Source organism: Corynebacterium rouxii (assembly GCF_902702935.1).
Classification (GTDB): Bacteria; Actinomycetota; Actinomycetes; order Mycobacteriales; family Mycobacteriaceae; genus Corynebacterium; species Corynebacterium rouxii.
On sequence record NZ_LR738855.1, the window covers coordinates 1,308,824 to 1,335,325 of the forward strand.

22 protein-coding genes and 1 pseudogene are annotated in these 26,502 nt (G+C 48.8%); 10 read left to right on the forward strand and 13 right to left on the reverse strand.

Annotation, left to right across the window (positions count from 1 at the left end; genetic code table 11):
* Positions 1 to 146 precede the first annotated feature (146 nt).
* Positions 147 to 1,340 carry a tyrosine-type recombinase/integrase gene (locus tag CIP100161_RS06565; RefSeq protein WP_155872950.1) on the forward strand — a complete coding sequence of 398 codons (1,194 nt, stop codon included), beginning with the start codon at positions 147 to 149 and terminating at the stop codon, positions 1,338 to 1,340.
* Between the two features lie 20 nt (positions 1,341 to 1,360).
* Here the strand turns inward: CIP100161_RS06565 and CIP100161_RS06570 are convergent, their stop codons facing one another.
* The 8 genes from CIP100161_RS06570 to CIP100161_RS06605 form a co-directional block, all read right to left on the reverse strand.
* Entirely contained in the window at positions 1,361 to 2,992 is a 1,632-nt protein-coding gene (locus CIP100161_RS06570; RefSeq protein WP_155872952.1) for an ABC-F family ATP-binding cassette domain-containing protein, read from the reverse strand.
* A 97-nt stretch (positions 2,993 to 3,089) separates the two neighbouring features.
* Positions 3,090 to 3,518 carry a metal-sulfur cluster assembly factor gene (locus CIP100161_RS06575; RefSeq protein ID WP_155872954.1) on the reverse strand — a complete coding sequence of 143 codons (429 nt, stop codon included), beginning with the start codon at positions 3,516 to 3,518 and terminating at the stop codon, positions 3,090 to 3,092.
* The gene (sufU, locus tag CIP100161_RS06580) at positions 3,515 to 3,964 is read right to left on the reverse strand and encodes a Fe-S cluster assembly sulfur transfer protein SufU (protein ID WP_155872956.1); all 450 of its coding nucleotides are present in this window, start codon (positions 3,962 to 3,964) and stop codon (positions 3,515 to 3,517) included. The genes CIP100161_RS06575 and sufU overlap by 4 nt, the downstream gene beginning before the upstream one ends.
* A 3-nt stretch (positions 3,965 to 3,967) precedes the next feature.
* Positions 3,968 to 5,248 carry a cysteine desulfurase gene (locus CIP100161_RS06585; RefSeq protein WP_155872958.1) on the reverse strand — a complete coding sequence of 427 codons (1,281 nt, stop codon included), beginning with the start codon at positions 5,246 to 5,248 and terminating at the stop codon, positions 3,968 to 3,970.
* Positions 5,248 to 6,006: a Fe-S cluster assembly ATPase SufC gene (gene sufC, locus CIP100161_RS06590; protein ID WP_003851563.1), complete on the reverse strand. Its 759-nt coding sequence runs from the start codon at positions 6,004 to 6,006 to the stop codon at positions 5,248 to 5,250. Before sufC ends, CIP100161_RS06585 begins: the two co-directional genes overlap by 1 nt.
* Positions 6,007 to 6,034: 28 nt before the next feature.
* Complete coding sequence (gene sufD, locus CIP100161_RS06595) at positions 6,035 to 7,210, reverse strand: Fe-S cluster assembly protein SufD (RefSeq protein WP_155872960.1); 1,176 nt, start codon at positions 7,208 to 7,210, stop codon at positions 6,035 to 6,037.
* A gap of 2 nt (positions 7,211 to 7,212) precedes the next feature.
* A complete protein-coding gene (gene sufB, locus CIP100161_RS06600; RefSeq protein WP_155872962.1) occupies positions 7,213 to 8,667 on the reverse strand; it encodes a Fe-S cluster assembly protein SufB in 1,455 nt (484 codons plus the stop codon).
* A complete protein-coding gene (locus CIP100161_RS06605; RefSeq protein ID WP_269472946.1) occupies positions 8,664 to 9,389 on the reverse strand; it encodes a helix-turn-helix transcriptional regulator in 726 nt (241 codons plus the stop codon). Before CIP100161_RS06605 ends, sufB begins: the two co-directional genes overlap by 4 nt.
* A 630-nt stretch (positions 9,390 to 10,019) precedes the next feature.
* Between CIP100161_RS06605 and mptB the strand changes: the two genes are divergently transcribed.
* From mptB to CIP100161_RS06625, 4 genes are all read left to right on the forward strand, one after another.
* Entirely contained in the window at positions 10,020 to 11,717 is a 1,698-nt protein-coding gene (gene mptB, locus CIP100161_RS06610) for a polyprenol phosphomannose-dependent alpha 1,6 mannosyltransferase MptB (protein ID WP_232053193.1), read from the forward strand.
* 24 nt (positions 11,718 to 11,741) lie between these two features.
* On the forward strand, positions 11,742 to 12,695 hold the full coding sequence (locus CIP100161_RS06615; RefSeq protein WP_155872966.1) for an ABC transporter ATP-binding protein: 954 nt from the start codon (positions 11,742 to 11,744) through the stop codon (positions 12,693 to 12,695).
* A 2-nt stretch (positions 12,696 to 12,697) separates the two neighbouring features.
* A complete protein-coding gene (locus CIP100161_RS06620) occupies positions 12,698 to 13,495 on the forward strand; it encodes an ABC transporter permease (protein ID WP_155872968.1) in 798 nt (265 codons plus the stop codon).
* Positions 13,496 to 13,575: 80 nt separating this feature from the next.
* On the forward strand, positions 13,576 to 14,514 hold the full coding sequence (locus CIP100161_RS06625; RefSeq protein ID WP_155872970.1) for a COX15/CtaA family protein: 939 nt from the start codon (positions 13,576 to 13,578) through the stop codon (positions 14,512 to 14,514).
* A gap of 118 nt (positions 14,515 to 14,632) precedes the next feature.
* Here the strand turns inward: CIP100161_RS06625 and CIP100161_RS06630 are convergent, their stop codons facing one another.
* Positions 14,633 to 15,580: a heme o synthase gene (locus CIP100161_RS06630; RefSeq protein ID WP_155872972.1), complete on the reverse strand. Its 948-nt coding sequence runs from the start codon at positions 15,578 to 15,580 to the stop codon at positions 14,633 to 14,635.
* A gap of 362 nt (positions 15,581 to 15,942) precedes the next feature.
* On the opposite strand from CIP100161_RS06630, the gene tkt reads away from it, so the two are divergent.
* The 5 genes and pseudogenes from tkt to pgl form a co-directional block, all read left to right on the forward strand.
* Complete coding sequence (tkt, locus tag CIP100161_RS06635) at positions 15,943 to 18,045, forward strand: transketolase (protein ID WP_155872974.1); 2,103 nt, start codon at positions 15,943 to 15,945, stop codon at positions 18,043 to 18,045.
* 125 nt (positions 18,046 to 18,170) lie between these two features.
* Positions 18,171 to 19,253 (forward strand): transaldolase, encoded by a 1,083-nt coding sequence (gene tal, locus CIP100161_RS06640; RefSeq protein ID WP_155872976.1) that lies wholly within the window; start codon positions 18,171 to 18,173, stop codon positions 19,251 to 19,253.
* 61 nt (positions 19,254 to 19,314) lie between these two features.
* The gene (gene zwf / locus CIP100161_RS06645; RefSeq protein ID WP_155872978.1) at positions 19,315 to 20,964 is read left to right on the forward strand and encodes a glucose-6-phosphate dehydrogenase; all 1,650 of its coding nucleotides are present in this window, start codon (positions 19,315 to 19,317) and stop codon (positions 20,962 to 20,964) included.
* A gap of 24 nt (positions 20,965 to 20,988) precedes the next feature.
* Positions 20,989 to 21,948, forward strand: coding sequence for a glucose-6-phosphate dehydrogenase assembly protein OpcA (locus tag CIP100161_RS06650; RefSeq protein WP_155872980.1), 960 nt, complete (start codon positions 20,989 to 20,991; stop codon positions 21,946 to 21,948).
* Between the two features lie 25 nt (positions 21,949 to 21,973).
* Positions 21,974 to 22,687: pseudogene (gene pgl / locus CIP100161_RS06655) on the forward strand (6-phosphogluconolactonase); the annotation flags it as partial.
* 67 nt (positions 22,688 to 22,754) lie between these two features.
* Here the strand turns inward: pgl and secG are convergent.
* The 4 genes from secG to gap form a co-directional block, all read right to left on the reverse strand.
* Complete coding sequence (gene secG / locus CIP100161_RS06660) at positions 22,755 to 22,988, reverse strand: preprotein translocase subunit SecG (RefSeq protein ID WP_003851593.1); 234 nt, start codon at positions 22,986 to 22,988, stop codon at positions 22,755 to 22,757.
* 173 nt (positions 22,989 to 23,161) lie between these two features.
* A complete protein-coding gene (gene tpiA / locus CIP100161_RS06665; protein ID WP_155872982.1) occupies positions 23,162 to 23,944 on the reverse strand; it encodes a triose-phosphate isomerase in 783 nt (260 codons plus the stop codon).
* Between the two features lie 110 nt (positions 23,945 to 24,054).
* Positions 24,055 to 25,272 carry a phosphoglycerate kinase gene (locus CIP100161_RS06670; protein ID WP_155872984.1) on the reverse strand — a complete coding sequence of 406 codons (1,218 nt, stop codon included), beginning with the start codon at positions 25,270 to 25,272 and terminating at the stop codon, positions 24,055 to 24,057.
* Positions 25,273 to 25,402: 130 nt separating this feature from the next.
* The gene (gene gap / locus CIP100161_RS06675; protein ID WP_155872986.1) at positions 25,403 to 26,407 is read right to left on the reverse strand and encodes a type I glyceraldehyde-3-phosphate dehydrogenase; all 1,005 of its coding nucleotides are present in this window, start codon (positions 26,405 to 26,407) and stop codon (positions 25,403 to 25,405) included.
* Between the last annotated feature and the right edge of the window lie 95 nt (positions 26,408 to 26,502).

Genomic DNA, 26,502 nt, shown 5'->3' on the forward strand with positions numbered 1-26,502 from the left:
TGACACCCTCATCGAAACCAAGCAACAACTACCACAACAAACCTCAGCATAAAAAGGCCTCACTGCTCGGGTTGATTGGCGTCGATCGAGCAGAGAGGCAAGGCCACCAATCATCAAAATCACTGACCTAAGGGGAAGTATATCCCATGCCACAAAAACGAACCGACAAAAACGGCAAAACACGCTGGATCGGACGCTACCGAGACAAAACCAAAAAAGAATACACCAAATCCTTCCCCACACGACGCGAAGCCAAACAATGGGAAGACGAACGAAAAACCCAAGTCACCAAAGGCACACATATCGCCCCACAACAAGAAAAAACCACCATCCTCGAAATGTACGAGGCATGGACAGCACGCGATCTCTCAGACGGCACCCGCATCTCCTACGCCCAAACTAGACGCGAGCTCCAAGACTCAATCGGAGCAGCCCAAGCCATCCACACCACAGTCACAGACATCAACAGATGGCACCTACAACTCGTCAACGGCCGCCCATGGATGGACAACAAACCCTTAGCCCGATCAACCGCAAGAGAACACATGGTGCGTTTATCAAGCGCGTTTAATTTTGCGATCCGTGAAGGCTGGCTTTACCGCAATCCCGTCATGGTGCCACCCGCGACCTCTACTATGACAGTCAAAGCCAACGAAATCCCCACCCTCGATGATGTGCACCGAATTATCAAACAAGTGGAGGCAGGAGGCGCGCAGTACGCAGCGCACTCAATGCGCGGTGGGAAATCTACACCAGGCATATTCATTTCCCAGCCTTCCCCCATGGCAGCCGATATGATGCGCCTTGGTGTAGGAAGCGGTCTTCGGATCAGTGAGGTGTGTGGGCTGATCGTCGGGGATATCCATGTCTCTGAAAAAGAGCTGCATGTGACTGCGCAGATTCACCGCAATGGTAGGCGGCGTGTGGCGTTGAAGACTAAAGCGTCGGAGCGTGTGGTGCCCCTAGCGGATGATGCGGTGGAGCTGTTGGGGAAATACATCGAGGGTAAGGGTCCTGATGATTGGGTGTTTGTGACCAAACGTGGGACACCTTACCGTGCTTCGTCTTTAGGTGGGCTGGTTCGGCATGCGGCTCGTCACTTGGGGGTTGAGTGGACGTTTCACTCGTTGCGGCATTTGTATGCGTCGCGGCTGATTGCTGCGGGTGTGCCTGTGAATGTGGTGCAGAGGTTGATGGGTCATTCGAGTGCGACGGTGACCTTGGATACGTATACGCATCTTTGGCCGTCGTCGGATGAGGTTGCTCGTGGGGCGATTGCGGGCGCGGTTGCGGCTTGCGGGCAAAATGCGGGCAAGGGTGGTGTTTGGGAGGCGTTTTAGCTGTGTTTTTGCAGGTCAGTCTAGGCTAATTCGACAATTTCCATGTAGTCTTCACTCCAAAGATCTTCATCACCATCAGGTAATACAATTACGCGCTCAGGTTCAAGCGCTTTTACTGCACCCGGATCGTGTGTAACGAGCACTACTGCACCTGTATACGTCCGCAAGGCTTCGAGTACTTGCTCACGAGAAATAGGATCAAGGTTGTTGGTGGGCTCGTCGAGAAGCAAAACATTAGCTCGTGAAGACACCAATGCGGCAAGAGCTAAACGAGTTTTTTCACCGCCAGATAATGTTCCAGCTGGTTGTTCTAGTTGATCACCCGAAAACATGAAAGCTCCGAGAAGCCCACGAAGATCCTGTTCGCCTGCACCTGGGCAGGCATCGATAGTATTTTGCCACACAGACTTTTGAGGATCGATGGTGTCATGTTCTTGGGCAAAATAGCCGATCTTCAAACCATGCCCAGTAACGATTCCACCTTCGCCATCAGTTCTTTCCACGCCAGCAAGAAGCTTGAGCAACGTAGTTTTACCTGCGCCATTGAAACCAAGAACTACTACTCGCGATCCCTTATCAATCGCTAAATCAACACCAGCGAAAACTTCCAAAGAACCGTACATTTTAGTTAAGCCCTTTGCATTTAACGGAGTTTTTCCACATGGCGCGGGTTCTGGGAAAGAAATGTGCGCCACTCTATCCGCAACACGTACATCGTCGAGGCTTCCCACCATACGTTCTGCACGCGCTAGCATTTGTTTAGCGGCCGCAGCCTTCGTTGCTTTCGCACCAAGTCTTGCTGCTTGGTCCTTCAACGCCGCAGCTTTCTTTTCAGCATTGGCACGTTCACGACGCCTACGAGCTTCGTCAGTCGCTCGCGCATCTTTGTACTTGGCGAAACCCATGTTGTACACGTCTGCTTCCCCGCGTACAGCATCGAGAAACCAAATCTTATTACACACGGCGCCTAGGAGTTCTACATCATGGGAAATCATGATGAGTCCGCCTTCGTGTTTACTCAAAAAATCACGCAACCATGTAATGGAATCTGCATCGAGATGGTTAGTAGGCTCGTCAAGTAGCAACGTGGTCTTAGATTTTCCAGAGCCAGCTGAAGCGGCAAAAAGAATCTGCGCGAGTTCCACGCGACGCCTCTGACCACCAGACAGCGTCTTCAGAGGCTGATCCAAAATTCGTGCTGGCAAACCAAGATTATCGCAAATCCTCGCGGCTTCTGAGGAAGCTTCATATCCGCCGAGTGCATGATAGCGCTCTTCCAACCGCGAGTATTTACGGATCGCAGCATCACGCTTTTTCTCGTCTTCTGTCGTTTCCATGATTTCTTGTTGGCGTTCCATGGATGACTGAATCTGATCCAAACCACGTGCTGATAGGACTCTGTCACGCGCGGTCTGATCTATGTTTCCTTCACGAGAATCTTGAGGTAGGTACCCAATATCGCCGGAACGGGTGACGCTGCCACCATACGGCTGAGTTTCGCCTGCGAGAATTCGCATCGTCGTGGTTTTCCCAGCACCATTTCGTCCAACCAGACCAATTCTGTCACCGGGCTGTACCCTCAAATGTTGCCCTGGGGCATTCAAGAGAGTGCGGGCACCGACGCGAACTTCGAAATCATTGGTCACAATCACAACGGTTTATCCTATCAACGCTAGGTAAACAAAAGAAAAGCAGGTGTCCATGTCAAAGTACAGACACCTGCGAAGGGAAAATTCGTCTTGGCTATAGTTATACGGAAAATCCTAAAGCGCGCAACTGTTCACGGCCATCTTCAGTGATCATATGAGGTCCCCAAGGCGGCATCCAGACCCAATGGATAGTTAATGTTTCCGCAACTTTGTTTCCTACCACCGCAGATTCCGCTTGATCTTCAATAACATCTGTTAGCGGGCACGCAGGAGAAGTCAATGTCATGTTCACATGCGCATGGGTGCTATCTTCCATCCAAATGTCATAAACCAGACCTAAATCGACAACATTAATGCCAAGCTCTGGGTCGATAACATCACGAAGATATTCTTCAACATCAGAGGCTTTAGCAATATCATCCTCACTTTGTTCCGGTCGTCCTGCTAAAGGGTCCAAGCTGTTTTCTACTACTGGACCAGTATTGCCCTCTGTAGTTGTGCTTTCAGAGTTACCATTTGATTCGGTCATGCTTTCCCTTCCAATGCTTCTGACGTTGCTGCTTGAAAAGCCTTCCAACCTAGCAACGCACATTTGACACGCGCTGGATACTTTGAAACACCTGCAAACGCAATACCGTCACCAATCAGGTCCTCATCGCCTTCTTCTTTGCCACGTGAAGTAATCATTTTTTCGAATTCGGCAAGTTTTTCTAGCGCTTTGTCAACTGGCTGACCAACGATCTCTTCTGCCATAACAGATGTCGATGCCTGACTAATAGAGCAACCTTCTGCATCATAAGATACGTCTTGCACAGTTGATCCGTCCTCCGATAAGTGGACACGAAGTGTAATTTCATCACCGCAGGAAGGATTCACGTGATGCACTTCTGCATCATAAGATTCCCGCAGACCAGTATGAAGAGGATTCTTATAATGATCAAGAATTACTTCTTGATACATTGATTCCAGATTCATGAACTACTTTCCTTCCTCACTCACTCCGAAAAACTTCTTTGCAGCTTCGATAGCCTCTACTAAGCGATCAACTTCGTCGATAGTGTTGTAAAGATAGAATGAAGCCCGCGCCGTAGATTGCGCATTAAGTTCACGGTGTACTGGCCAAGCACAATGGTGCCCTACACGAATACACACGCCATGATCGTCAAGCACTTGGCCTAGATCGTGAGGATGTATTCCTTTTACCGCAAAACTAACTGTTGCCCCGCGGCTTTCAACTGTACGAGGACCATATATATCTAGTCCCTTGATCTTCGAAAGTTTCTCTAAGGCGTACTTCGTGATTTCGTGTTCGTGACGCGAAATATTATCCATACCAATTTCAGAAAGAAACTTTACGGCTTCGCCCAGGCCGACTACTTGACTCGTCATCTGAGTACCCGCTTCGAATCGCTGCGGAATATCGGCAAATGTAGTTTCTTCCATAGTCACCACAGAAATCATAGATCCACCCGTTAAAAACGGTGGTAGCTTTTCTAAGATTTCTGCTTTGCCATATAATGCTCCCACACCAGAGGGACCACACATCTTATGCCCTGAAAACGCGGCAAAATCTACGTCAAGAGCATGAAAATCGACTGCCATATGTGGAACAGACTGGCAAGCATCCAAAACTACAAGTGCGTCTACTGTTCGTGCTCGCCTGACTAACTCAGCAACCGGCGCGACAGCTCCGGTCACATTGGACTGATGAGTAAACGCAACAACCTTGACCGTTTCATCAAGTTCTAATGAATCCACATCGATACGGCCATCAGGGGTCACTTTGTACCATTTAAGTGTCGCACCAGTGCGACGACACAATTCTTGCCACGGGACAAGATTGGCATGGTGCTCAAGTTCAGTAACGACAACTGTATCGCCGGCTTTTACTTGGTACTGCCCAGCACGATCATCACCGAGAGTATATGCCACTAAGTTAAGCGCTTCTGTGGCATTTTTAGTAAAAGCAAGTTCGAAGCCATCAACGCCAACAAAGCTCGCGATTGCGTCTCGTGCTTCTTCGTATGCATCTGTTGCTTCTTCTGCCAGCTGATATGCGCCCCTATGAACCGGAGCATTCGTATGCAATACGAATTGTTCTTCGGCCTTCCACACGCGCAGCGGGCGCTGCGATGTAGCGCCAGAATCCAAATAGATCAGTGGCTTATCACCACGTACCGTCCGCGCCAGAATTGGAAATTCCGCGCGGATAGCCTCAGAGTTAAGTTCCCCAGCCTCGGTAACGAATTGTGTGTGCATTATGCCAAGAACCGGTCGTAGCCGTTTGCTTCTAGGTCATCAGCTAGCTCTGGACCGCCGGAGGTAATGATCTGGCCATTGGCAAACACGTGAACAAAATCGGGCTGAACATAATTCAAAATGCGCTTGTAGTGAGTAATCATCAAAATACCGCCGTTAGATTTTTCTTGGTAACGGTTGATTCCTTCAGAAACAATGCGCAATGCGTCCACGTCAAGACCGGAGTCTGTTTCATCCATCACAGCAAATTTAGGCTGCAAAAGATCAAGTTGTAGCACTTCGTGGCGTTTCTTTTCTCCGCCAGAGAATCCCTCGTTGACTGACCGCTCATTAAAGGCTTTATCAATCTTAAGATCCTGCTGGGCTTGTTTTACTTCTTTAACCCATTCACGCAGTTTCGGAGCTTCACCGCGTACGGCAGTTGCTGCCGAACGCAAGAAATTGGCCATCGAGACACCAGGAATTTCGGTTGGGTACTGCATTGCCAAGAAAAGGCCGGCACGTGCACGCTCATCGATGTCCATATCGAGGATATTTTCGCCATCGAGTAGTACTTCGCCGTCAGTAACTTCATAGCGAGGATGACCCGACAATGTGTATGCCAAGGTAGATTTACCAGAACCGTTTGGTCCCATGATGGCGTGAGTTTCACCCGATTTAATAGTAAGGTTTACGCCTTTAAGGATTGGCTTTGGCGCTGCGCTTTCATCAGCGGGTACGACCTGGGCGTGGAGGTTTTTAATTTCAAGAGTGCTCATAGTGGGATGTGCTTTCCGTTTGTAGATATTAGGCGTTTCGACTGTTCTGGAAGGTCTTGAGTTCTTCTGACACACGATTTTCTAAGTCTTCTCGAACTGAATCAACTGGAATCCTGTTGATTACTTCTGAGAAGAAACCACGGATGATGAGGCGACGAGCTTCATCTTGCGGGATACCACGAGATCGAAGGTAGAATTCATGTTCATCATCAAAACGACCCACCGTAGCAGCATGTCCGGCACCTGCAATATCACCAGTTTCAATTTCCAAGTTTGGAATTGCATCAGCACGTGCCCCATCTGTTAAGACAAGGTTGCGGTTGGCCTCGTATGTATCTGTACCCTGAGCACCAGAACGAATCAGTACGTCACCGACCCAAGTAGCGTGGGCGTCAGGAAGCGAAGAGTTTTTATCGCCTTGAATTGCGCCTTTGTAAAGGACGTTCGAACGGCATTGTGGAACAGCATGGTCTACCAACAAACGCTGTTCAAAGTACTGCCCATCATCGGCAAAGTAGACACCCAGCATCTCGGCGTCTCCGCCTGGCTGTGTAAATTTCACACGGGGAACGAGGCGAACTACTTCGCCACCGAAAACTGCCGCATTGTGACGAAGAACTGCATCTCGTCCCAAAACCGCTTGCTGCCCCGAAAGGTGTACCGCGGTGTTATCCCAAGATACATCAACAATTACTGTGAGTCGTGCGTTGTCACCGATGAGGAATTCAACGTTATCGGCATGGGTGCCAGTACCTGTATAACGCAGATCTACAAGTGCCTCGGCATTTGCTTCAACGTCAATGACAATATGTCCAAATGAAGTGACGTCATTGCCCTGGCCGGTAACAGAAATTTTAATTGGCTCTGCGACTACGGCATCACGATTAATAGTCACTACATGAGCATCTTCACTGCTAGTGAAAGCCTGCGCAGATACCCGATCAATTGGTGCACCGGCACGTCCTATTTTCGCCTCTGTTTTTGCAACGCGTTCGACTTTCACTCCGTTTTCAGGTGCATCAATTGCAATTTCAGCAGGGACAGCTTGCGCGAAACGGCCATTATGCAGGCCTCTGAGACGACGAAGCGATATGAATCGCCATACTTCGTCTTTGCCATGGGGCGTATCAAAATCTTCAACGTTAAAAGAGCTAAAAAGATCGCCCTTGTTGTTGTGTACGGTTGCGGCTTTAGTTGTTGACATGTTTAGCCCACCGATCCTTCCATCTGCAATTCGATCAGGCGATTGAGTTCGAGCGCGTACTCCATTGGGAGTTCTTTTGCAATCGGCTCAACAAAGCCACGCACGATCATGGCCATTGCTTCGTCTTCCGCGATGCCTCGCGACTGTAAATAGAACAACTGCTCTTCTGAAACCTGGGATACAGTCGCCTCATGGCCAAGAGAAACGTGGTCGTTTCGAATGTCGTTGTACGGGTACGTATCCGAACGGGATATATTGTCGACCAGCAATGCGTCACATTCAACGTTTGACACTGAGTGGTGTGCATTCGCTGCTACTCGCACAAGTCCACGATAAGCTGCGCGTCCACCCGACCTAGCCACTGACTTTGACACAATATTGGACGATGTATAAGGGGCCATGTGTTGCATTTTGGCTCCAGTATCTTGAATTTGTCCTTCACCCGCGAAAGCAGCGGACAGGACTTCGCCTTTCGCATGTGGCCCAACCATCCAAACTGCTGGGTACTTCATTGTGACCTTTGAGCCAATATTTCCATCGACCCATTCCATGGTGCCACCTTCTTCGACCTTGGATCGTTGTGTCACTAGATTCAACACGTTATTCGACCAGTTCTGAATTGTGGTGTATCGGCACCGTGCATTTTTTTTCACGATGATTTCTACGACCGCAGAGTGCAAAGAATCTGACTGGTAGATCGGTGCGGTACAGCCTTCTACGTAGTGGACGTATGCGTCTTCGTCAACGATGATCAACGTACGTTCAAACTGTCCCATGTTCTCAGTGTTGATTCGGAAATAAGCCTGCAGCGGAATTTCCACATGCACACCTTTAGGAACATAGACGAAGGATCCACCAGACCATACAGCCGAGTTAAGAGCGGAGAACTTATTGTCACCTGCAGGCACGACGGTTCCAAAGTATTCTTGGAAAAGCTCTGGATGTTCTTTTAACGCTGTATCAGTGTCTAAGAAAATTACGCCTTGGGTCTCCAGGTCTTCACGAATTTGGTGATAGACCACTTCGGACTCGTATTGCGCGGCTACGCCGGCCACAAGTCGCTGTTTTTCGGCTTCTGGGATACCCAACTTGTCGTAGGTGTTCTTGATATCTTCAGGAAGATCGTCCCAGGTAGTTGCCTGTTTTTCCGTGGAACGGACGTAGTATTTAAAGTCATCAAAGTTGATGTAAGAAAGATCAGGGCCCCACGTCGGCATCGGTTTTTTTTCAAAAGTGTTTAATGCCTTAAGACGTTGCTCGAGCATCCATTCAGGTTCGTTTTTCTGTGCAGAAATATAGCGAACGACGTCTTCATCAAGTCCACGACGAGCTTTCTTTCCAGCTTCATCGGAATCGTGCCAACCGTAGTTATACGGTCCCATTGACTTAATGATCTCTTCGTCAGTTGATGGTGCTTTCGCTGTATTCACATCTGTCTTTGGCGATGCCGAGGTCATGAACCGCTCCTTTCAGTGGGAGTATTTTTTCGGGGAGTCAGAATTGGGGTTATCGGAATGTTTGTCGTGCAGATGTCATGTCCATCCGCAATTGAGGCCAAGGGCTGAACATGGTGTCCGAGAATTTTTGCGATCATTTCATGTTCCGCTTCGCAAAGCTCGGGGAAATCTGCTGCAACTCCCGAAATCGGGCAATGGTGCTGACAGATCTGAACTCCGTTCGCAGCATTATTAATGGTCGCCGCATATCCGTTATTGCTAAAGGCTTCAACCAATTGAGTTGCTACCTCAGCCAGATGATTGTCGTCAATATTGTCTGGAACATGGACACCTGCGAGAATTTTTTCGACACGCTTTCGCGCAAAAGCACGAACTGCTGCTTCTCCCCCAGATTCTTTCAGGGTTGCGAGAGCGTCGGCGGCCAACGAATCGTATTCGTGACCAAATTGAGAACGCCCCGATGCAGTTAATTTAAACGCTTTTGCAGGTCGTCCACGACTTTTCTCGCATGCCCCTCGTCGCACGGAAGAGATCTCAGCGAATCCCTCATCCAGCAAAATATCTAGGTGACGGCGAATTCCAGTGGCAGAGAGGTTGAGTTGTTGGCCCAGTTGGGTTGCAGTAACTGGACCTTCTTTCAACATAATCAGCATGATATGTCGACGCGTTTCACCATCAGTGCTTCGCGTTTCAACCTTCTTAGCGGGAGCCAAGTCGTTCACCTCCTATTCCGAATAGTTTCTATTGAAAATCAATCCCCAAACGGTCCCATCGATACGGGACTTGAGGGGCAATAAACCTTAGATACCATTTAGCAACACTAATATGACGTTATTCATTCCGCCAATAGCCATAACCCACAAAAGTGCAGGTTAGCCCACCCTAACCAGCACTTCTCCCACACCTTTCAATGCTATTGATACAGTTCTTCAATAGCATTGAAAGGTGTCTGATTTGTTAACTGAGCCCCATATATTTCGATAATTTTCCAAAGGCCAGCAAAAATGGAGTTTTCTCACTACCAAACCACAACACTCATTGAGTCCATTTATCCAAATTTTTCTAAAATACCGACAACATCGGACTCCTAATGAGATACGAACGACCGCTAGCCTGCGCCCATGCAACAAGATGTGAACGGGGGTAAAAACCTCCTTCTGAATGCCCCTTAGAAATCCTGCTATTTCTAGGAAATTTTGCACTGAGCCCCTTTTCACCAACACCCCATTTACAACATCGGTAGTCAGTATCCACCCGCTAAGATCTTCGGTGTGAAGAATATTCTGAAACACCTGTGGAGCTCATTTCGTGAAGAACTTCCACGATTAGGCCGCTCCGGTTCAAGAGCAACAATGCTAAGTACCGGCGATTATTCAGATGTTCCTACCAAATTGGGACCACACGATCCATATCAAGGTGGATCCACCTTTATTAATACGGCTACTGGCACAGACCTCATCGCAGATTCCAGTGCATCGCATAGCGCTGTGCGATCGGTGCTACGCACCCCAGGCACCAAGGGGTCGACACTGACTTTTTCTGAACTGCACCGTTTTGCGCAGATTCGATGGCTAGGGACAATTGGAGCGTTACTGCTTGGTCTCGGCGGCTTGGGGGCAGGCGCCCTTCCCGTAGTGGGCAATCCCTACACAGGTTTTCCCGCAGGTTCGCTCATGTCTCGGATGTTGCAGACCTCAATGATTATATGCTTCATCGGCGTAGGATTTATTGTGGTGGCTTGGCTTTTAATGGCACCTTTCGTAGGAGTAATCAACCACCACAGTCGCCACTCCCAGGCCTTAGTGAGTGCGTCTCTCTTACGACGCACTTTTGCAGCTTGGAGTCTTCCGATTTTATTGAGTGCACCCATGTTCACTCAAGACATCTATTCCTATATAGCTAATGGAAGAATTCTCAAACTAGGGCTCGATCCTTATTTAGCTGGGCCAGTGGACTTATTAGGCGCAGACAACCCGCTAGCTCGCAGTGTTCCTTTTATTTGGGCGCATTCGCCATCACCATATGGTCCAGTCGCTTTAGGTCTTGCCAAAGTAATCAGCATTGTGACCGATGATTCTATAGTGTGGAGCGTATTTTGCCATCGGGCACTATCGATTGCTGGTATCGCCCTAGCGGGCTGGGCAATTTCACGTCTTGCAATTCGTTGCCGTGTGTTCCCGCAGGCAGCCCTGTGGCTCGGCTTGTTAAACCCGCTGACTATCTTGCACCTTGTAGGTGGTATCCATAATGAGGCAATTCTATTGGGTTTGCTACTAGCTGGGTTTGAAGTGGGTCTACGCGCTTGTACCTTGTTGTCCTTAGAACGCTACGGTTTGGTAGCTTTTTTCCTCTTTTTGTCCATCACCATGATTTCATCGGCCGGCATGGTAAAAGTTACGGGCTTTATCGGGCTAGGCTTTATCGGAATGGCTTTTGCTCGAGCACTTCATCTTTATGGCTTTAATCATTGGAAAGCGCTGAGCATATCCACAACTTTGCATTTTGTCGGATTTGTGGCCAGTATCGCATTTGTTACCCTCATTTCAGGAATTAGCTTGGGATGGGTAACGGGACAAGGCGGGGCCGTCTCTATTCGGAGTTGGATGTCTATCTCGACAGCAATTGGTGTTATCTTCGGCTGGTTTGGAATGCTTCTAGGCTTAGGCGATCACACAGAAGCGATCCTAGTAGTCACCCGCGCCGCCGGTATTTTTGTAGCTTTAGCAGTCATGGTCCGAATGTTAGTGGCAACATATGTTGGTCGAATAGCCGCTATTGGAGGCTTGGGCGTATCGACGTTCATCCTTGTCATCTGCTTCCCAGTAGTCCATCCGTGGTACATGCTTTGGGCAATTTTGCCACTCGCAGCGTGGGCTAATAGACGTTTATTCCGGTATACCGTTATTGGGTATTCCACGCTTCTTTCATTTTTCGTGCTTCCCCGTGGCCTATCATTACCCCCAGTTACTGTCCTTTCTATTTACTTAGGCTCCATCACAAGTTTTATTATTTTTGTTCTCTTCGTCCGGTGGATATTCAACCGTCGATGAAGTTTTGCTTTAAACTGACTTTTCGTGACTAAGTTAGGATCAACGCACGACTCAAGCAATTCACCAGTGTTATCACTAACAAATTTGGTGAAATCTTTTGGAGAAAAGCAAGCTGTTGCGGGTATTACCCTGTCGGTTTACCGGGGAGAAGTCTTTGCTCTCCTTGGGCCCAATGGAGCAGGAAAATCGACAACGATCCAAATGTGTGAAGGCTTCATTAAACCAAGTTCAGGCAGCGTCACAATTCTCGGTATGAATCCCGCCACTGAAGGTGATGCAGTTCGCCAGCAAATCGGAATTATGCTCCAGAGCGGCGGTTCTTATTCTGGTATTCGCGTATCAGAAATGTTAGGTCTGGCGGCCTCGTATAGTGAAAATCCATTAGATCCTGAGTGGTTGATAGATGTGTTAGGACTTCAAGGAGTCCGAAAAACTACATATCGACGCTTATCGGGTGGTCAACAACAACGACTATCACTAGCTCTCGCGATTATTGGACGTCCTCGAATGGTGTTCCTCGATGAACCTACTGCCGGTTTAGATGCTCAGTCTCGTCTCGTCGTATGGGATCTCATTTCATCGTTAAAGCGCGATGGTGTAACCGTTATCCTTACAACGCACCTCATGGACGAAGCTCAGGCGCTCGCCGATCGAATTGCAATTATTGATCGAGGCAAAATTATTACTTCGGGCACAACGCAAGAGCTCCTTACTTCTGCTCCAGGACAACAGACTGCAGTAATGACTACTGCAGCACCGCTGGAAATCTCTGAAATTATCGCAAAAATTCCAAATCTAGCGATTTCAGAGTTACGCCCGCTACGCTACCGAGTTGCTTCTGCGGATCTCACAGGTGCACTTTCCGAATTAGCCAGAGTGGCACGACAAAAAAATGTGCTTATAACCTCTTGGACAACAGATACTCAAAATCTTGAGGATATCTTCCTATCTATTACGGGAAACGAGCTAAGGAGCTAACGATGCCCAAACTTAATGAGTCTTTTCAAAGCACGGTGCCCCGCTTCCCAGCCGGAATTTTCGAGCCGCATCCTGTTCAAGCATCAATACTGAAAATGGTCACGTCGCAAGGACGTATTGAAGCGAAGCTCTTTCTTCGACATGGTGAACAAATATTATTAAGCTTTGTCATTCCTGTTATTAGCATTGTCGCAATCTCGTTCTTACATATTGTGGACGAACCAACTCCCCTACTTGCCACTCTGCCAGTAATGCTCACAATGGCGTCTCTAAGCTCAGGTTTCACAGGGCAAGCAATTTCACTAGCGTTCGATCGTCGTTATGGCGCACTCCAGCGAGTTGGTGCCAGCGGGGTCCCTTCATGGACGATAGTCCTGGGCAAAGTTATTGGAGTCTTAACAGTCAGTATTCTCCAAGTCTTAGTGATCTCTTGCGTAGCCTTCGCTTTAGGGTGGCGTGTAACTCCTAGCGCCTATTTCTGCGGAATGGCAGTGTTCTTCCTCGGAGTCGCAGCTTTTACTGCCCTCGGTCTGCTGATGGGCGGAACGCTTTCATCCGAACTAGTTCTGGGATTGGCAAATCTCATTTGGTTCGGCTTAATAGGCATTGTGTCGTTTGTTGTATTTAGAAACGGTTCTGAATCATCCACTTGGATGTCCATTGTCCCATCAGTTGCAGCAGGTAAAGGCATATCCTTAGCATTCTCAGGCATTGTTCCAATCAAAGAATGCGTCATCTTATTATTCTGGCTTGCTCTAGGCGCCTTGGGCGCTACTCGATGGTTCAAATTTAATAGCTAATATGCTAGTGGTATAAGCCACTACCTTGCCGGATCTGGCAGTACCGCATGTTTAAACAACTCTGAGTACAATCTGGCTTTGTGACTACCCCAGATCTTCGATCGCATATATCTCAACCGAGAAAATTTGCACCCACAATTTCTACACAACGTCGATTAGCCATGGCGTTGCTTTTTGCTCAAGGTGGCATCACCATAACCGGTTCTATTGTTCGTGTAACAGGTTCCGGTTTGGGATGTAACACGTGGCCTAACTGCCATGAAGGATCCCTAGTGCCCGTCCAAGGAGCTGCACCTTGGATCCATCAAGCAATTGAGTTTGGAAACCGACTACTCACCTTTGTCCTCGTGGGCATTGCTGTTTCTGTTTTTGTTGCAGTTTATTCCACCGGACGTCGTAAAGAAATCAAAGTTAATGCCTGGATTCAGTGTTTAGGCATCGTTGTTCAAGCTGTAATCGGCGGTATTTCAGTCCATTTGGACTTACGCTGGTGGGCAGTTGCCGTGCATTTTCTCCCATCTGTCTTCCTAGTATGGATGGCAGCTATCCTTTATATTCGACTTGCAGAGCCTGACGACGGCGAAGTGGTCTACCTATTCGCCGGTTCGCTAAGATTTTTAGCTGCTTTTAGTGCCTTTTTACTTTCCTTGGTTTTGATTACCGGAACTATGACTACCGGTGCAGGCGTGCATTCGGGTGATTCAGGCGTCGGCATGGAAGGCCGGTTAGATGTAGATATCGATTGGATGGCCCATGTTCATGCTTGGTCGATGTATGTCTACTTAGCGCTTACACTACTGCTAGTTGTTGGACTAGCACTTCAAATGGCGCCTAAACGAGCCCAAAACGTGGGTTGGATGCTCATCCTCATGATTATCATTCAAGCACTTATTGGTGTCATTCAATACCGACTCGGAGTTCCGCGTTGGACTGTTCCGGTCCATATTGGAATGTGCTCTGTTGTGGTCGCCTTCTGCGCATTCTTGTGGGCAGAAGGCAAGAAACGCGTGAGTGTATAGGTCTAAGTTGCAGATCTAACTCAAAGGTCGAAACCCGCAGACGAATAATGCCTCATGATGTTTTATGGAACATCACGAGGCATTTTGCTTATCCTGAGTTATTCAAATTGATTTGTGCTTAAAAGAACGTCGTTGTCCACCCAAGTTGACTACCGATTGTCTCCCAACCAAGTACTGCATCAATCGACAATCCCACAAAGTAGACAGCCAAGTAATTATTGGAAAGGATGAATAGTTTTAATGGTTTGACTTCACCGCCATTTTTAATCCCGTTATGTAGCCTGACAGCCATAACTAAGAACCACACGCCTGACACGACAGCAATGACTGCGTGGATCCATGAGGCAGCAGGAATAAGAAGAAATGTGGTGAGTACCGTTGCAACGGTGTACCACACAATTTGGCGAGTTACTTCCACAGGAGTACGAACAACAGGGAGCATAGGAACGCCTGCACGTGCGTAATCATCTTTGTACTTCATGGCTAATGCCCATGTGTGTGGAGGTGTCCAGAAGAAGATCACCATGAAAAGCACAATCGCCTGCCACCATTGTGCTGGTGTACCAGCTGGCAGGTTATCAGTGATCACAGCCCACCCGACGACTACGGGCATGCAACCTGCCGCACCGCCCCACACGATGTTGAGATGGGTTTTCCTCTTAAGATATTTTGTGTAGACAAATATATAAAAGAAGATCGTCAAGAGGATGAATAATCCCGCAAGTACAGATCGGCATAACAACCATAGCCATAAAAAACTCACGACAGTGAGAGTCCAAGCAAATACTGAAGCGTTCCGATTAGAAACTTTGTTACGAACTAGTGGCCGAGCTCGCGTACGTCCCATCTTCTGGTCGATATCCGAGTCGGCAACCATGTTGAATGTATTGGCAGCTGCAGCTCCCATCCAACCGCCCAACAACGTAAGCAATATCAGCCCAATGTTGTTTTCTCCGCGTTCTGCTTGAAGCATCGCCGGAATAGTTGCTACCAATAGGAGCTCAATGACCCTAGGTTTTGTTAACGCTATATAGGCCTTGATTGTCTCCAAGGTTTCCTCCAACATGTTCAAAATTTAAGTGCGTAAACTACAGTCGGCCTGCAAATCGCTAACTGTCCGTACCATTCACGAAGCGCTACGGCCTTAGCAATGTGTGAATAGCGTTTTTATACTAACGCCCAGCATGCGAAATCATTGTACCGACCCTAAACATTCAACCGTACCGTACCGTTTAAATAATTGACGTATTCCCACCTAGTTCGGAGGCCCTTACCGCCCAATCGGGAGATTCAAAAAGTAACATCACTAAAAATTCTTTCTCATACCCCATAACTGCCACGAATCCTACTAAGGTGGCAACTGTAACTTTTTCGATCCGTCGTTTGGATTGAAATTTCACAATATTCGCAACACAAGGATGGCAAACAGTGACTTTATCTCCGGAGCTTCAGGCTCTTACCTCCCGTCACTACCCTAGCGACTGGGACGACCTCGATACTCAGGCAGTAGACACCGCTCGTGTACTCGCCGCTGATGCAGTCCAGAATTGCGGTTCGGGCCACCCCGGCACTGCTATGAGCTTGGCCCCTCTGGCTTACACTCTTTTCCAGCGTGTCATGAACGTCGATCCTTCGGATCCTCATTGGGCTGGTCGCGATCGTTTTGTGTTGTCATGTGGGCACACTTCACTTACGCAATACATTCAGCTTTACTTCGGTGGCTACGGCCTCGAACTTGACGACCTTAAAGCCCTGCGCACTTGGGGCGCATTAACTCCTGGCCACCCAGAATACCGTCATACTAAAGGCGTTGAAATTACAACTGGACCATTGGGCCAAGGCTTGGCATCGGCTGTTGGCATGGCGATGGCTTCGCGACGTGAGCGTGCGTTATTCGACCCTGCCGCGGCTGAAGGCACGTCCCCGTTCGACCATTACATTTATGTGATTGCTTCTGATGGCGATCTTCAAGAAGGCGTTACCGCGGAGGCATGTTCACTTGCCGGAACTCAAAAGCTTGGAAATCTCATCGTTTTCTGGGACGATAACCGGATCTCGATCGAAGAAGATACTGAGATTGCATTCAACGAAAAGGTTGTCGATCGTTACCGTGCTTATCACTGGCAAGTAATTGAAATTGACGGCGGCGAAAACGTTGAAGCGATTGAGAAAGCAGTCGCAGAGGCTAAAGCCGATACTTCTCGTCCTACTTTTATCCGCGTGCGGACCATCATTGGCTATCCTGCGCCTACAAAGATGAATACCGGCGCTGTACATGGCGCTGCTCTTGGTGCTGAAGAAGTCGCCGGAACCAAGAAAGCACTCGGTTTTAATCCTGAGGAATCCTTCGCGGTAGCTCCGGAGGTCATTTCTCATACGCGGAAGCTTGTAGAGCGAGGTGCTCAGCGACATGCTGAGTGGCGTGAACTTTTCGAATCTTGGGCAGAAACGAACCCCGAAAATAAAGCCCTCTTTGATCGGATGGCTTCCCGCGAACTTCCAGATGGTTTCGATGCTGATCTACCTTCGTGGGAGCCTGACGCCAAGGGCGTCGCAACCCGCAAGGCTTCTGAGGCTACGTTACAGGCACTCGGCGCGACGCTTCCTGAGTTGTGGGGCGGTTCTGCAGACCTAGCAGGCTCGAATAACACCGTTATTAAGGGTTCTCCATCGTTCGGTCCATCTACGATTTCCACATCCACTTGGACTGCTGAGCCAGGTGGACGTAATCTCCATTTCGGTATCCGCGAACACGCCATGGGAGCAATTATCAATGGTATTTCTCTCCACGGTGGAACCCGTCCTTATGGTGGAACCTTCCTGATTTTCTCGGATTACATGCGCCCTGCTGTCCGTCTGGCGGCCTTGATGGGAACCGACGCATACTATGTCTGGACGCACGATTCCATTGGATTAGGCGAAGACGGTCCTACTCATCAACCTGTCGAGCAGCTTGCATCGCTACGTGCTATTCCTGGCGTTTCGATGCTTCGTCCCGCTGATGCTAACGAAACTGCTGCGGCTTGGCGTGCTGCACTCCTTTATAAGGAAGGTCCTAAAGGTCTAGCGCTTACACGTCAAAACGTACCGGTTCTCGAAGGAACTAAAGAAAAAGCGCGGGATGGTGTCTCACGAGGTGCATATGTCCTCGTTGAAGGATCTAAAAAAACTCCTGACGTTATTTTGATGGCTTCGGGTTCCGAAGTGCAGCTTGCAGTCGAAGCAGCTCAAGCTTTGGAAGCAGAAAAGATTGCGACTCGAGTTGTGTCCGTTCCTTGCTTGGATTGGTTCGAGGAACAAGACGCTGCTTATCAAGAAGAGGTACTTCCGCGAGCGGTCAGCGCTCGCGTATCAGTGGAAGCAGGGGTCGCCTTGTCTTGGTACCGACATCTGGGCACCCACGGTCGAGCTGTATCGCTTGAACGCTTCGGCGCATCTGCTCCGTATGAGAAGCTCTTCAGCGAATTTGGCATAACCACTGAGGCAGTCATTGCTGCGGCACACGAATCACTTGCCGCTTCTCAGCAATAAGAACGAGATTCTCTCCATGTTGCAAACGCAGGTTGCTGGTTCGCTTATGTAGTTTCACCAATAATCTGCGTTTGTTTTTCTTTAGAAAAATCACAATCCTCAATATTCGACTGAAAGGTTTTATAGTGACTGCAATTGACCAACTCAAGAATGTGGGCACTTCAACTTGGCTTGATGATCTATCTCGCGATCGCCTTCAATCCGGCAACCTCGCCGAACTTATTAAGAGTAAATCGATCGTTGGCGTTACGACGAACCCAGCAATCTTTGCAACTGCGATGAGCAAGGGAACTGCATATGATTCCCAAATTGAAAAGCTAAAGGCCGCTCGAGCCGATGCGAATTCCGCTGTCTACGCCATGAGTATTGACGATGTGCGCGCAGCTTGCGACGTTTTTTCTGAAATCTACGCCGAATCTGAAGGCAAAGATGGCCGCGTAAGCATTGAAGTCGATCCTCGAATCTCCGAGGATCGAGATGCCACGATCGCCCAAGCTCGTGAATTGTGGAATAAAGTAGATCGACCGAATGTCATGATCAAGATCCCCGCTACCCGAGGATCATTGCCAGCAATCACTGATGCATTGGCAGAAGGTATAAGCGTTAACGTAACGCTCATTTTTTCAGTAGCACGCTACCGTGAAGTCATCGCTGCGTATATCGAAGGCATCAAAAAAGCAGCAGAAAACGGGCTTGACGTATCTCAGATTCATTCAGTCGCATCGTTCTTCGTGTCGCGTTTGGACACCGAAGTGGACAAACGCCTGGAACAAATTGGTAGTGACGAAGCACTTTCCCTGCGTGGAAAAGCAGGTGTGGCGAATGCCCAACGCGCTTACGCTGTCTTCCTTGAAGCATTCCAAGCTGCTGATCTACCTGAAGGAGCTCATGTTCAACGTCCTTTGTGGGCTTCCACTGGAGTAAAAAACCCAGATTATTCGCTCACGCTCTATGTTTCGGAACTCGCTGGCCCGGACACCGTCAATACGATGCCGGAATCTACCATCGACGCTGTGTTAGCCGCAGATGATATTCATGGTGACACGCTTAGTTCCAGCAGCGATTCGGCAAATGAAATATTTACACGCATTTCTCAAACAGGCATTGACTTTGAAGATGTGTTCGCTGTGCTGGAGCAAGAGGGCGTCGATAAGTTCGTAGCAGCCTGGAGCGAACTTCTTGATTCGATGGAATCTCGCTTGAAGTAATACAGTTTCAGCACAAAAATAATCGCGTTGGGTTCTGAGAACCACCATCGAGAGGGTAAACTTGCCCAACGTGAGTAAACCAGTGGCTAACGGAGACACCGTAGAAAGTAACAATGCTGAACTTGCTTTCGACGGTGTTGATTTTTCCTATCCTGATACACATGAGAATTCGTGTAGTAGAACGTCAAGCAAATGGGTCAACCCCCTAAGGGATGCTGAGGACAAACGTCTCCCCCGCATCGCGGGCCCATGCGGAATGGTTATTTTTGGTGTAACTGGTGATCTCGCTCGGAAAAAGCTCCTGCCAGCAATTTACGATCTCGCACACAGAGGCCTATTGCCTGCAGGTTTCAGTCTTGTCGGCTACGGTCGACGAGGCTGGTCTAAGGCCGACTTTGAAGATTACGTCAAGCAAGCAGTTGTTGCCGGTGCCCGTACCGATTTCCGCGAAAATGTTTGGGCACGACTTGCCGAAGGTATGCACTTCGTTCAGGGCAATTTCGATGATGATGCAGCGTTTGATAGTTTGGCATCGCTTTTGGCGGATCTTGATCAGACCCGTGGAACTGCCGGTAACTGGGCCTTTTATCTCTCTGTTCCACCAGATTATTTTTCGGATGTTTGCCATCAACTTCAGCGTTCAGGCATGGCTACAGCCGAGGGCAATTCATGGCGTCGTGTCATTGTGGAAAAGCCTTTTGGGCATGATCAAGAATCAGCACGTCAGCTGAACAACTTGATCAATTCAGTATTCCCTGAAAAGTCAGTATTCCGTATCGACCACTACTTGGGTAAAGAGACAGTGCAAAATATTATGGCACTGCGCTTTGCAAACCAGCTATTTGATCCGCTCTGGAATTCTCACTATGTTGACCATGTCCAAATCACCATGGCTGAGGATATTGGTCTAGGCGGTCGCGCTGGTTACTATGATGGAATCGGCGCCGCTAGAGACGTTATCCAAAACCATCTTATTCAGCTTTTGGCGCTGGTAGCTATGGAGGAACCCGTAGCTTTTACCCCACAAGAGCTTCAGGCTGAAAAAATCAAGGTTCTTCGTGCTACTCGCCCAGTAGAACCTTTTGCCAAGACAACAGCCCGTGGGCAATATTCGCGCGGTTGGCAGGGATCTGAGCTCGTCCAAGGTCTACGAGAAGAAGACGGATTTGATCCTAATTCCGGAACTGAGACTTATGCTGCCTGCACACTCGAGATAAATTCGCGTCGTTGGGCCGGTGTTCCCTTTTACCTTCGGACTGGAAAGCGTTTAGGGCGCAGGGTGACTGAGATCGCCCTAGTATTCAAGGATGCGCCTCATCAGCCTTTTAGCGAAGGTAGCCGTCATTCCCAAGGCCGCAACGTCGTAGTGATCCGAGTCCAGCCTGATGAGGGTATGCTGATGCGTTTTGGCTCCAAGGTTCCTGGTAACACGATGGAAGTACGAGACGTCAACATGGACTTCTCATACTCAGAGGCATTTACCGAAGAATCACCGGAAGCCTACGAACGACTTATTCTCGATGCGCTTCTCGACGAAGCAAGTCTCTTCCCAACAAATGAAGAAGTTGAGCTTAGCTGGCAGATCCTAGATCCGATATTGAACTTCTGGTCTGATCGCGGGCAACCGGAAGAATACCCCGCTGGAACCTGGGGCCCAGCTGGTGCAGACAAGATGCTGGAGCGCGAAGGTCGCGCTTGGCGTCGACCTTAACGAGCGAGGAAGCTGAGATACGCCGTGATTTTTACACTGCCGAATACCACTACACAGGAAATCGCCAAGACTCTGGTAAAAATTCGTGACACAGGAGGTCAGGTAACCACCAGCCGAGTACTTACTCTTATTGTTGTAGCTCGAGACACCAGCGATGTCGAAGGTATTATTCGAGCTACTAATGAAGCCTCTCAAGAGCATCCCTCACGTGTAATCATTTTGGTCGCTGGCTCGCACGAAGGCGAGTCCCAAGTTGATGCAGAGGTACGCATTGGTGGCGACGCCGGCGCCTCTGAGATGATTCTCATCAAATTAGCAGGGCGCGTCGCAAAGCACCTTGTGCATGTCGTTACTCCGCTGTTACTCCCTGATACCCCTATCGTGGCATGGTGGCCCTCTTCTGCTCCGATCAATCCAGCCGAGGATCCCATCGGTAAAATTGCACAGCGTCGTATTACAGATTCATACTTTGATCCACCAGTAGACGCTTTGTATAACCGCCGCAATCACTACGCTCCTGGAGATTCCGATTTTTCATGGGCAAGATTAACTCCTTGGCGCGGAGTTCTCGCTTCAAGTTTGGATCAAGCTCCATATGAAATGGTCCAAGACGTTCGAGTTTATGGCGAATCCGATTGTCCCAGTGTCGACCTCGCTGCAGGCTGGCTATGCGAGCGGCTCGGGATCTCTGTCGAACGTCATAATTACGGTTCTGGTTCAGCAGCTTTTGATGATGCCGGACTGGCAAAAATACCAGTTAAACGAATCGAGTTAGAGCGCCCTTCTGGTTGCGTTGTCATCGAAGCCCTTGACGACGACCAAACACTTTCGGTTAGTATCCCTGGCCGGTCAACAGCACACGTGGCAGTGACACGACGTAGTCAAGCTGATTGTTTGGCGGAAGAATTGCGCCATCTCGACCCAGATATCGCTTATGCTCGAGCACTTCGCGGTCTGAGTAGAGTGTCCTACCCGACGCAATAAAATTTTCGAAAGATGAGACACTTTTATGGTTGAAGTTATTCGAGTATCAGACCTCGACGCAGTTATTCAGGAAGCCCATCGCAGATTCCTCCAGGTTATTGATGACGTTTTTTCAAACGGCGGAGTACATGGCGATGGTGTCGCTCGTATAGTCCTCACCGGCGGCGGTGCCGGAATAGGGTTGCTTAAGGAGCTAGCTCATAGTTCAATCGATTGGTCAAAAGTACATGTATTTTTCGGTGATGAACGAAACGTACCAGTGACGCATCCGGATTCGAATGAGGGGCAAGCGCGCGAAGTACTACTCAATCGAATTGCTATTCCATCATCAAACATCCATGGTTTCCATCTCAATGGTGGCGAGATGTCTACTCACGCCTCAGCATATAGCGAATGCATCAATAAATATGCCCCGCGAGGATTTGATCTTCATTTATTAGGAATGGGCGGCGAAGGACACATCAATTCATTGTTCCCCGATTCTGCGGCTATCAAAGAGGACGTGCACTTAATCACTGTGGTTTCCGACTCTCCTAAGCCACCAGCACAGCGGGTGTCGCTCACACTCCCCGCGGTAAATTCTTCTGCGCGTGTGTGGTTACTCGTTGCCGGTGCAGAAAAAGCTGAAGCAGCACAGCACGTTGTTAATGCTTCGCCAGCCGACAAATGGCCTGCAGCGGGCGTTCACGGCACCAAAGAAACATTACTTATACTTGATAATTCTGCCGCACAGCTTCTTCAGTCATATAAAACCAAAGTGTGGGGCGGAGAGCTAAGAAAGCAGCTCTCCGCCCCACACTTTGGTTTTACTTGTATGCCTGAATGAGGTTCAACGCAACAATGCAAGCAATCCAGATCAAGCCCGTAAAGATGGTGACGCGATCTAGGTTCTTTTCTACGACTGTAGAACCAGAAAGGTTAGACTGTACGCCTCCACCAAAAAGGCTTGACAATCCGCCACCCTTACCACGGTGAAGCAGAACAAAAAGCGTCATGATAACGCTTGCCGCTACCAAGATGATCTCTAGAGCTAAAGCCATGTTATTCCTTATAAATGCCGAACACTATTCACAATCGTTAGTGCATAGTACTACTCGACTACGAACCTTATTAAATCTCAAGTAACTATACACTAAATGTCGCAGCGCTATAACAATGTGGCTCTGTGGGCTGCATGGCATAACACGGAACCACCCTGATCATCTACTACTAACTAGTCGACAACAGTTGCTGCATTAGCTGCTAGTTTGGCGAATGCTTCACCGTCAAGAGAAGCGCCACCCACTAGGCCGCCATCAACATCTGGTTGACCTACGATCTCGGCAACGGTTTCTGCTTTAACCGATCCGCCATAAAGAATGCGAAGTCCTTCAGCCACCTCTTTTCCAGCAAGCTCAATAATGAGGTTACGAATTGCTGCGCAAACTTCCTGTGCATCGGCCGCGGATGCTACTTTACCCGTGCCAATAGCCCATACGGGTTCATAAGCAATAACAGTCTTTGCCAAATCATCTGCGGTAAGTCCCGCTAACGATGCGCGAGTCTGCTCGACGACATATTCCACGTGTGTTCCGACTTCACGGATTTCAAGAGGCTCCCCAACGCATACGATGGGGCTAATTCCTTGACTCAACGCAGCTTTAGCTTTAGCTGCGACGAGCTCCGAAGATTCACCATGGTAGTTACGGCGCTCTGAGTGTCCAACAACGACCCAAGTAGATCCAAGCTTGGCAAGCATCTGGGCAGAGATTTCACCTGTGTAGGCACCAGCCTCATGCTGTGAGACATCTTGAGCACCATAAGTAATAGCAAGCTTATCGCCTTCGATAAGTGTTTGAACAGAGCGAAGATCAGTAAACGGTACGGTGACAGCTACGTCAACTTTTTCGTAGTATTCCTTTGGAAGTGCAAAAGCAAGTTTTTGCACTGTTGCGACAGCTTGAAGATGATCAAGATTCATCTTCCAGTTACCTGCAATAAGTGGGGTACGTGCCATGATGGAATTTCCTTCCTCTTAATAGGTTGCTTTAGCAAACAACCAAAATGAAAAGGTAGGTGCCAACATTCCCCGTTTCGAAGAATCTTCGCGCCTACCTCATAAGTCTTTTAGCTTTCGAGTACCGAAACACCAGGAAGGTTTTTACCTTCGAGAAGTTCGAGTGATGCTCCGCCACCAGTAGAGATATGGCTGAATCCATCCTCGTCTAGGCCAAGAAGTCGAACAGCAGCAGCCGAATCGCCACCGCCAACAACAGAGAATGCACCATTAGCCGTAGCTGCGATAATAGCTTCTGCTATGCCACGGGTACCGGCCGAGAAGTTTTCAAATTCGAAAACGCCCATAGGGCCATTCCAGAATACGGTCTTTGATGTCGCTAGAACCTCAGCAAACTTCTCAACAGTCTTAGGTCCGATATCAAGAGACATCCAGTCTTCAGGGATTTCGTCAATCGCAACGATCTTGTTTTCTGCATCGCTGGCGAACTCTGCAGCTGCCATCAAATCAACTGGAAGAACGATCTTATCAGCGTATGCTTCTAGAAGCTCTTTGCACTTGTTGATTTGTTCTTCTTGCAACAGCGACTTTTGCACATTGATGCCTTTGGCGGCCAAGAAGGTGTAGCACATTCCGCCACCAATAATAAGTTTGTCTGCCTTTGTTGCTAGCGCTTCGATTACACCAAGCTTGTCAGACACCTTTGCGCCACCTAGAACAACCACATAAGGACGTTCTGGAGCAGAGGCAACCTTGTTTCCAAGAACTTCTAGCTCTTTTTCCACCAAGGTTCCCGCATAATGTGGCAACCTCTGTGCTACGTCAAATACTGATGCCTGAGCGCGGTGGACAACACCAAAGCCATCAGATACGAAAGCACCATTTTCAGCGGTTAGTGCCACAAGTTGATCTGCAAATTCGCCACGCTCAGCTTCTACCTTCGAGGTTTCGCGTGGGTCAAAGCGAACGTTTTCAAGGAGAAGAACGTCACCATCATTGAGACCGTTCGCACGCTCGTGAGCATCTTCACCAACGACGTCGCCTGCAAGTGCAACATACTGTCCGAGGGCTTCAGACAATGCCTCCGCTACAGGAGCCAAGGAGAATTTTTCATTTACTTCTCCCTTGGGGCGACCCAAGTGAGCCATCAGGATTACTCGAGCACCGTTGTCAACCAGTTCCTTGATCGTTGGGAGCGAGGAAGTAATGCGTCCAGCATCGGTAATTTCACGATCGTCATTCAGTGGTACGTTGAAATCCGAGCGAACAAGCACGTGGCGTCCTTCAACGCCTTCTGCCAAGAGATCTTTTAGAGTTTTAATAGCCATAACAAAACCTATTCTATGGTCAGTTGTTCGGTATTGCGAAGAATATAAGCACCACGGCCCGGGGTGTACCTCGAGGTACACCCCGGGCCGCAGGGTTAGCGCCAATTTATTAGCACTTTACGATCTCTAATTAGAGACGCTCACCGACGTATTCAGTCAGGGAAACAAGCTGGTTGGAGTAACCCCACTCGTTGTCGTACCAAGAAACAACCTTAACTTGGTTGCCGATAACCTTGGTCAAGCCAGCATCGAAGATGGATGCATGAGCGTCGGTTACAATATCGGTGGAAACAATTGGATCCTCGGTGTAAGCCAAGACTCCCTTGAGCGTGCCTTCGGCAGCTTCCTTCATTGCAGCGTTAATTTCTTCTGCGGAAACTTCCTTGGTGGTTTCGAAGGTCAAATCCGTTGCAGAACCAGTGATGACTGGAACGCGCATTGCGAAGCCGTCAAGCTTACCCTTAAGCTCTGGAAGAACCAAGGCCACAGCCTTAGCGGCACCAGTGGAAGTAGGAACGATGTTCTGAGCTGCGGCACGTGCACGGCGAAGATCGCGGTGGGGTGCATCGTGAAGACGCTGATCACCGGTGTAAGCATGGATGGTGGTCATCAAGCCCTTGACAATGCCGAACTTCTCGTCCAATACCTTAGCCATTGGAGCCAAGCAGTTGGTCGTGCAGGATGCATTAGAAATGATGTTGTGCTTAGCAGGATCGTAGTCAGTGTGGTTTACGCCGACGACGAATGTTGCATCTTCGTTCTTTGCAGGTGCAGAAATGATAACCTTCTTTGCACCAGCCTCAATATGAGCCTTCGCGGCATTTGCATCTGTGAAGAAGCCAGTCGACTCAACAACGATGTCAACGTTTAGCTCGCCCCATTTAAGGTTCTTAGGATCGCGCTCAGCGGTGACAACCATGCGATGGCCATCGACGGTGATGGAGTCATCATCGTAGCTGACTTCCTTGCCCAAACGACCAAGGATGGAGTCATACTTCAATAGGTGTGAAAGAGTGTGGTTATCAGTCAGGTCGTTGATTGCAACAACCTCGATATCGGCACCGCGCTCAGCAATTGCACGGTAGAAGTTACGACCAATACGGCCAAAACCATTGATACCTACGCGAATCGTCACTTTAATATCTCCTCACATTTGAGTGATTGTTTTTGGAAGCCGAATGCGAACCATTCTTTCCGATCTTGTCCGATCGAGACTGTTTCGTTCCGGTG

Bases quoted from the DNA above. Each gene is read 5' to 3' on its own strand.
- CIP100161_RS06565 (WP_155872950.1), top strand. From the start codon at position 147: ATGCCACAAAAACGAACCGACAAAAACGGCAAAACACGCTGGATCGGA.
- CIP100161_RS06575 (WP_155872954.1), bottom strand. From the start codon at position 3,518: ATGACCGAATCAAATGGTAACTCTGAAAGCACAACTACAGAGGGCAAT.
- sufU (WP_155872956.1), bottom strand. From the start codon at position 3,964: ATGAATCTGGAATCAATGTATCAAGAAGTAATTCTTGATCATTATAAG.
- CIP100161_RS06585 (WP_155872958.1), bottom strand. From the start codon at position 5,248: ATGCACACACAATTCGTTACCGAGGCTGGGGAACTTAACTCTGAGGCT.
- sufC (WP_003851563.1), bottom strand. From the start codon at position 6,006: ATGAGCACTCTTGAAATTAAAAACCTCCACGCCCAGGTCGTACCCGCT.
- sufD (WP_155872960.1), bottom strand. From the start codon at position 7,210: ATGTCAACAACTAAAGCCGCAACCGTACACAACAACAAGGGCGATCTT.
- sufB (WP_155872962.1), bottom strand. From the start codon at position 8,667: ATGACCTCGGCATCGCCAAAGACAGATGTGAATACAGCGAAAGCACCA.
- mptB (WP_232053193.1), top strand. From the start codon at position 10,020: ATGCTAAGTACCGGCGATTATTCAGATGTTCCTACCAAATTGGGACCA.
- CIP100161_RS06620 (WP_155872968.1), top strand. From the start codon at position 12,698: ATGCCCAAACTTAATGAGTCTTTTCAAAGCACGGTGCCCCGCTTCCCA.
- CIP100161_RS06630 (WP_155872972.1), bottom strand. From the start codon at position 15,580: ATGTTGGAGGAAACCTTGGAGACAATCAAGGCCTATATAGCGTTAACA.
- secG (WP_003851593.1), bottom strand. From the start codon at position 22,988: ATGGCTTTAGCTCTAGAGATCATCTTGGTAGCGGCAAGCGTTATCATG.
- tpiA (WP_155872982.1), bottom strand. From the start codon at position 23,944: ATGGCACGTACCCCACTTATTGCAGGTAACTGGAAGATGAATCTTGAT.
- CIP100161_RS06670 (WP_155872984.1), bottom strand. From the start codon at position 25,272: ATGGCTATTAAAACTCTAAAAGATCTCTTGGCAGAAGGCGTTGAAGGA.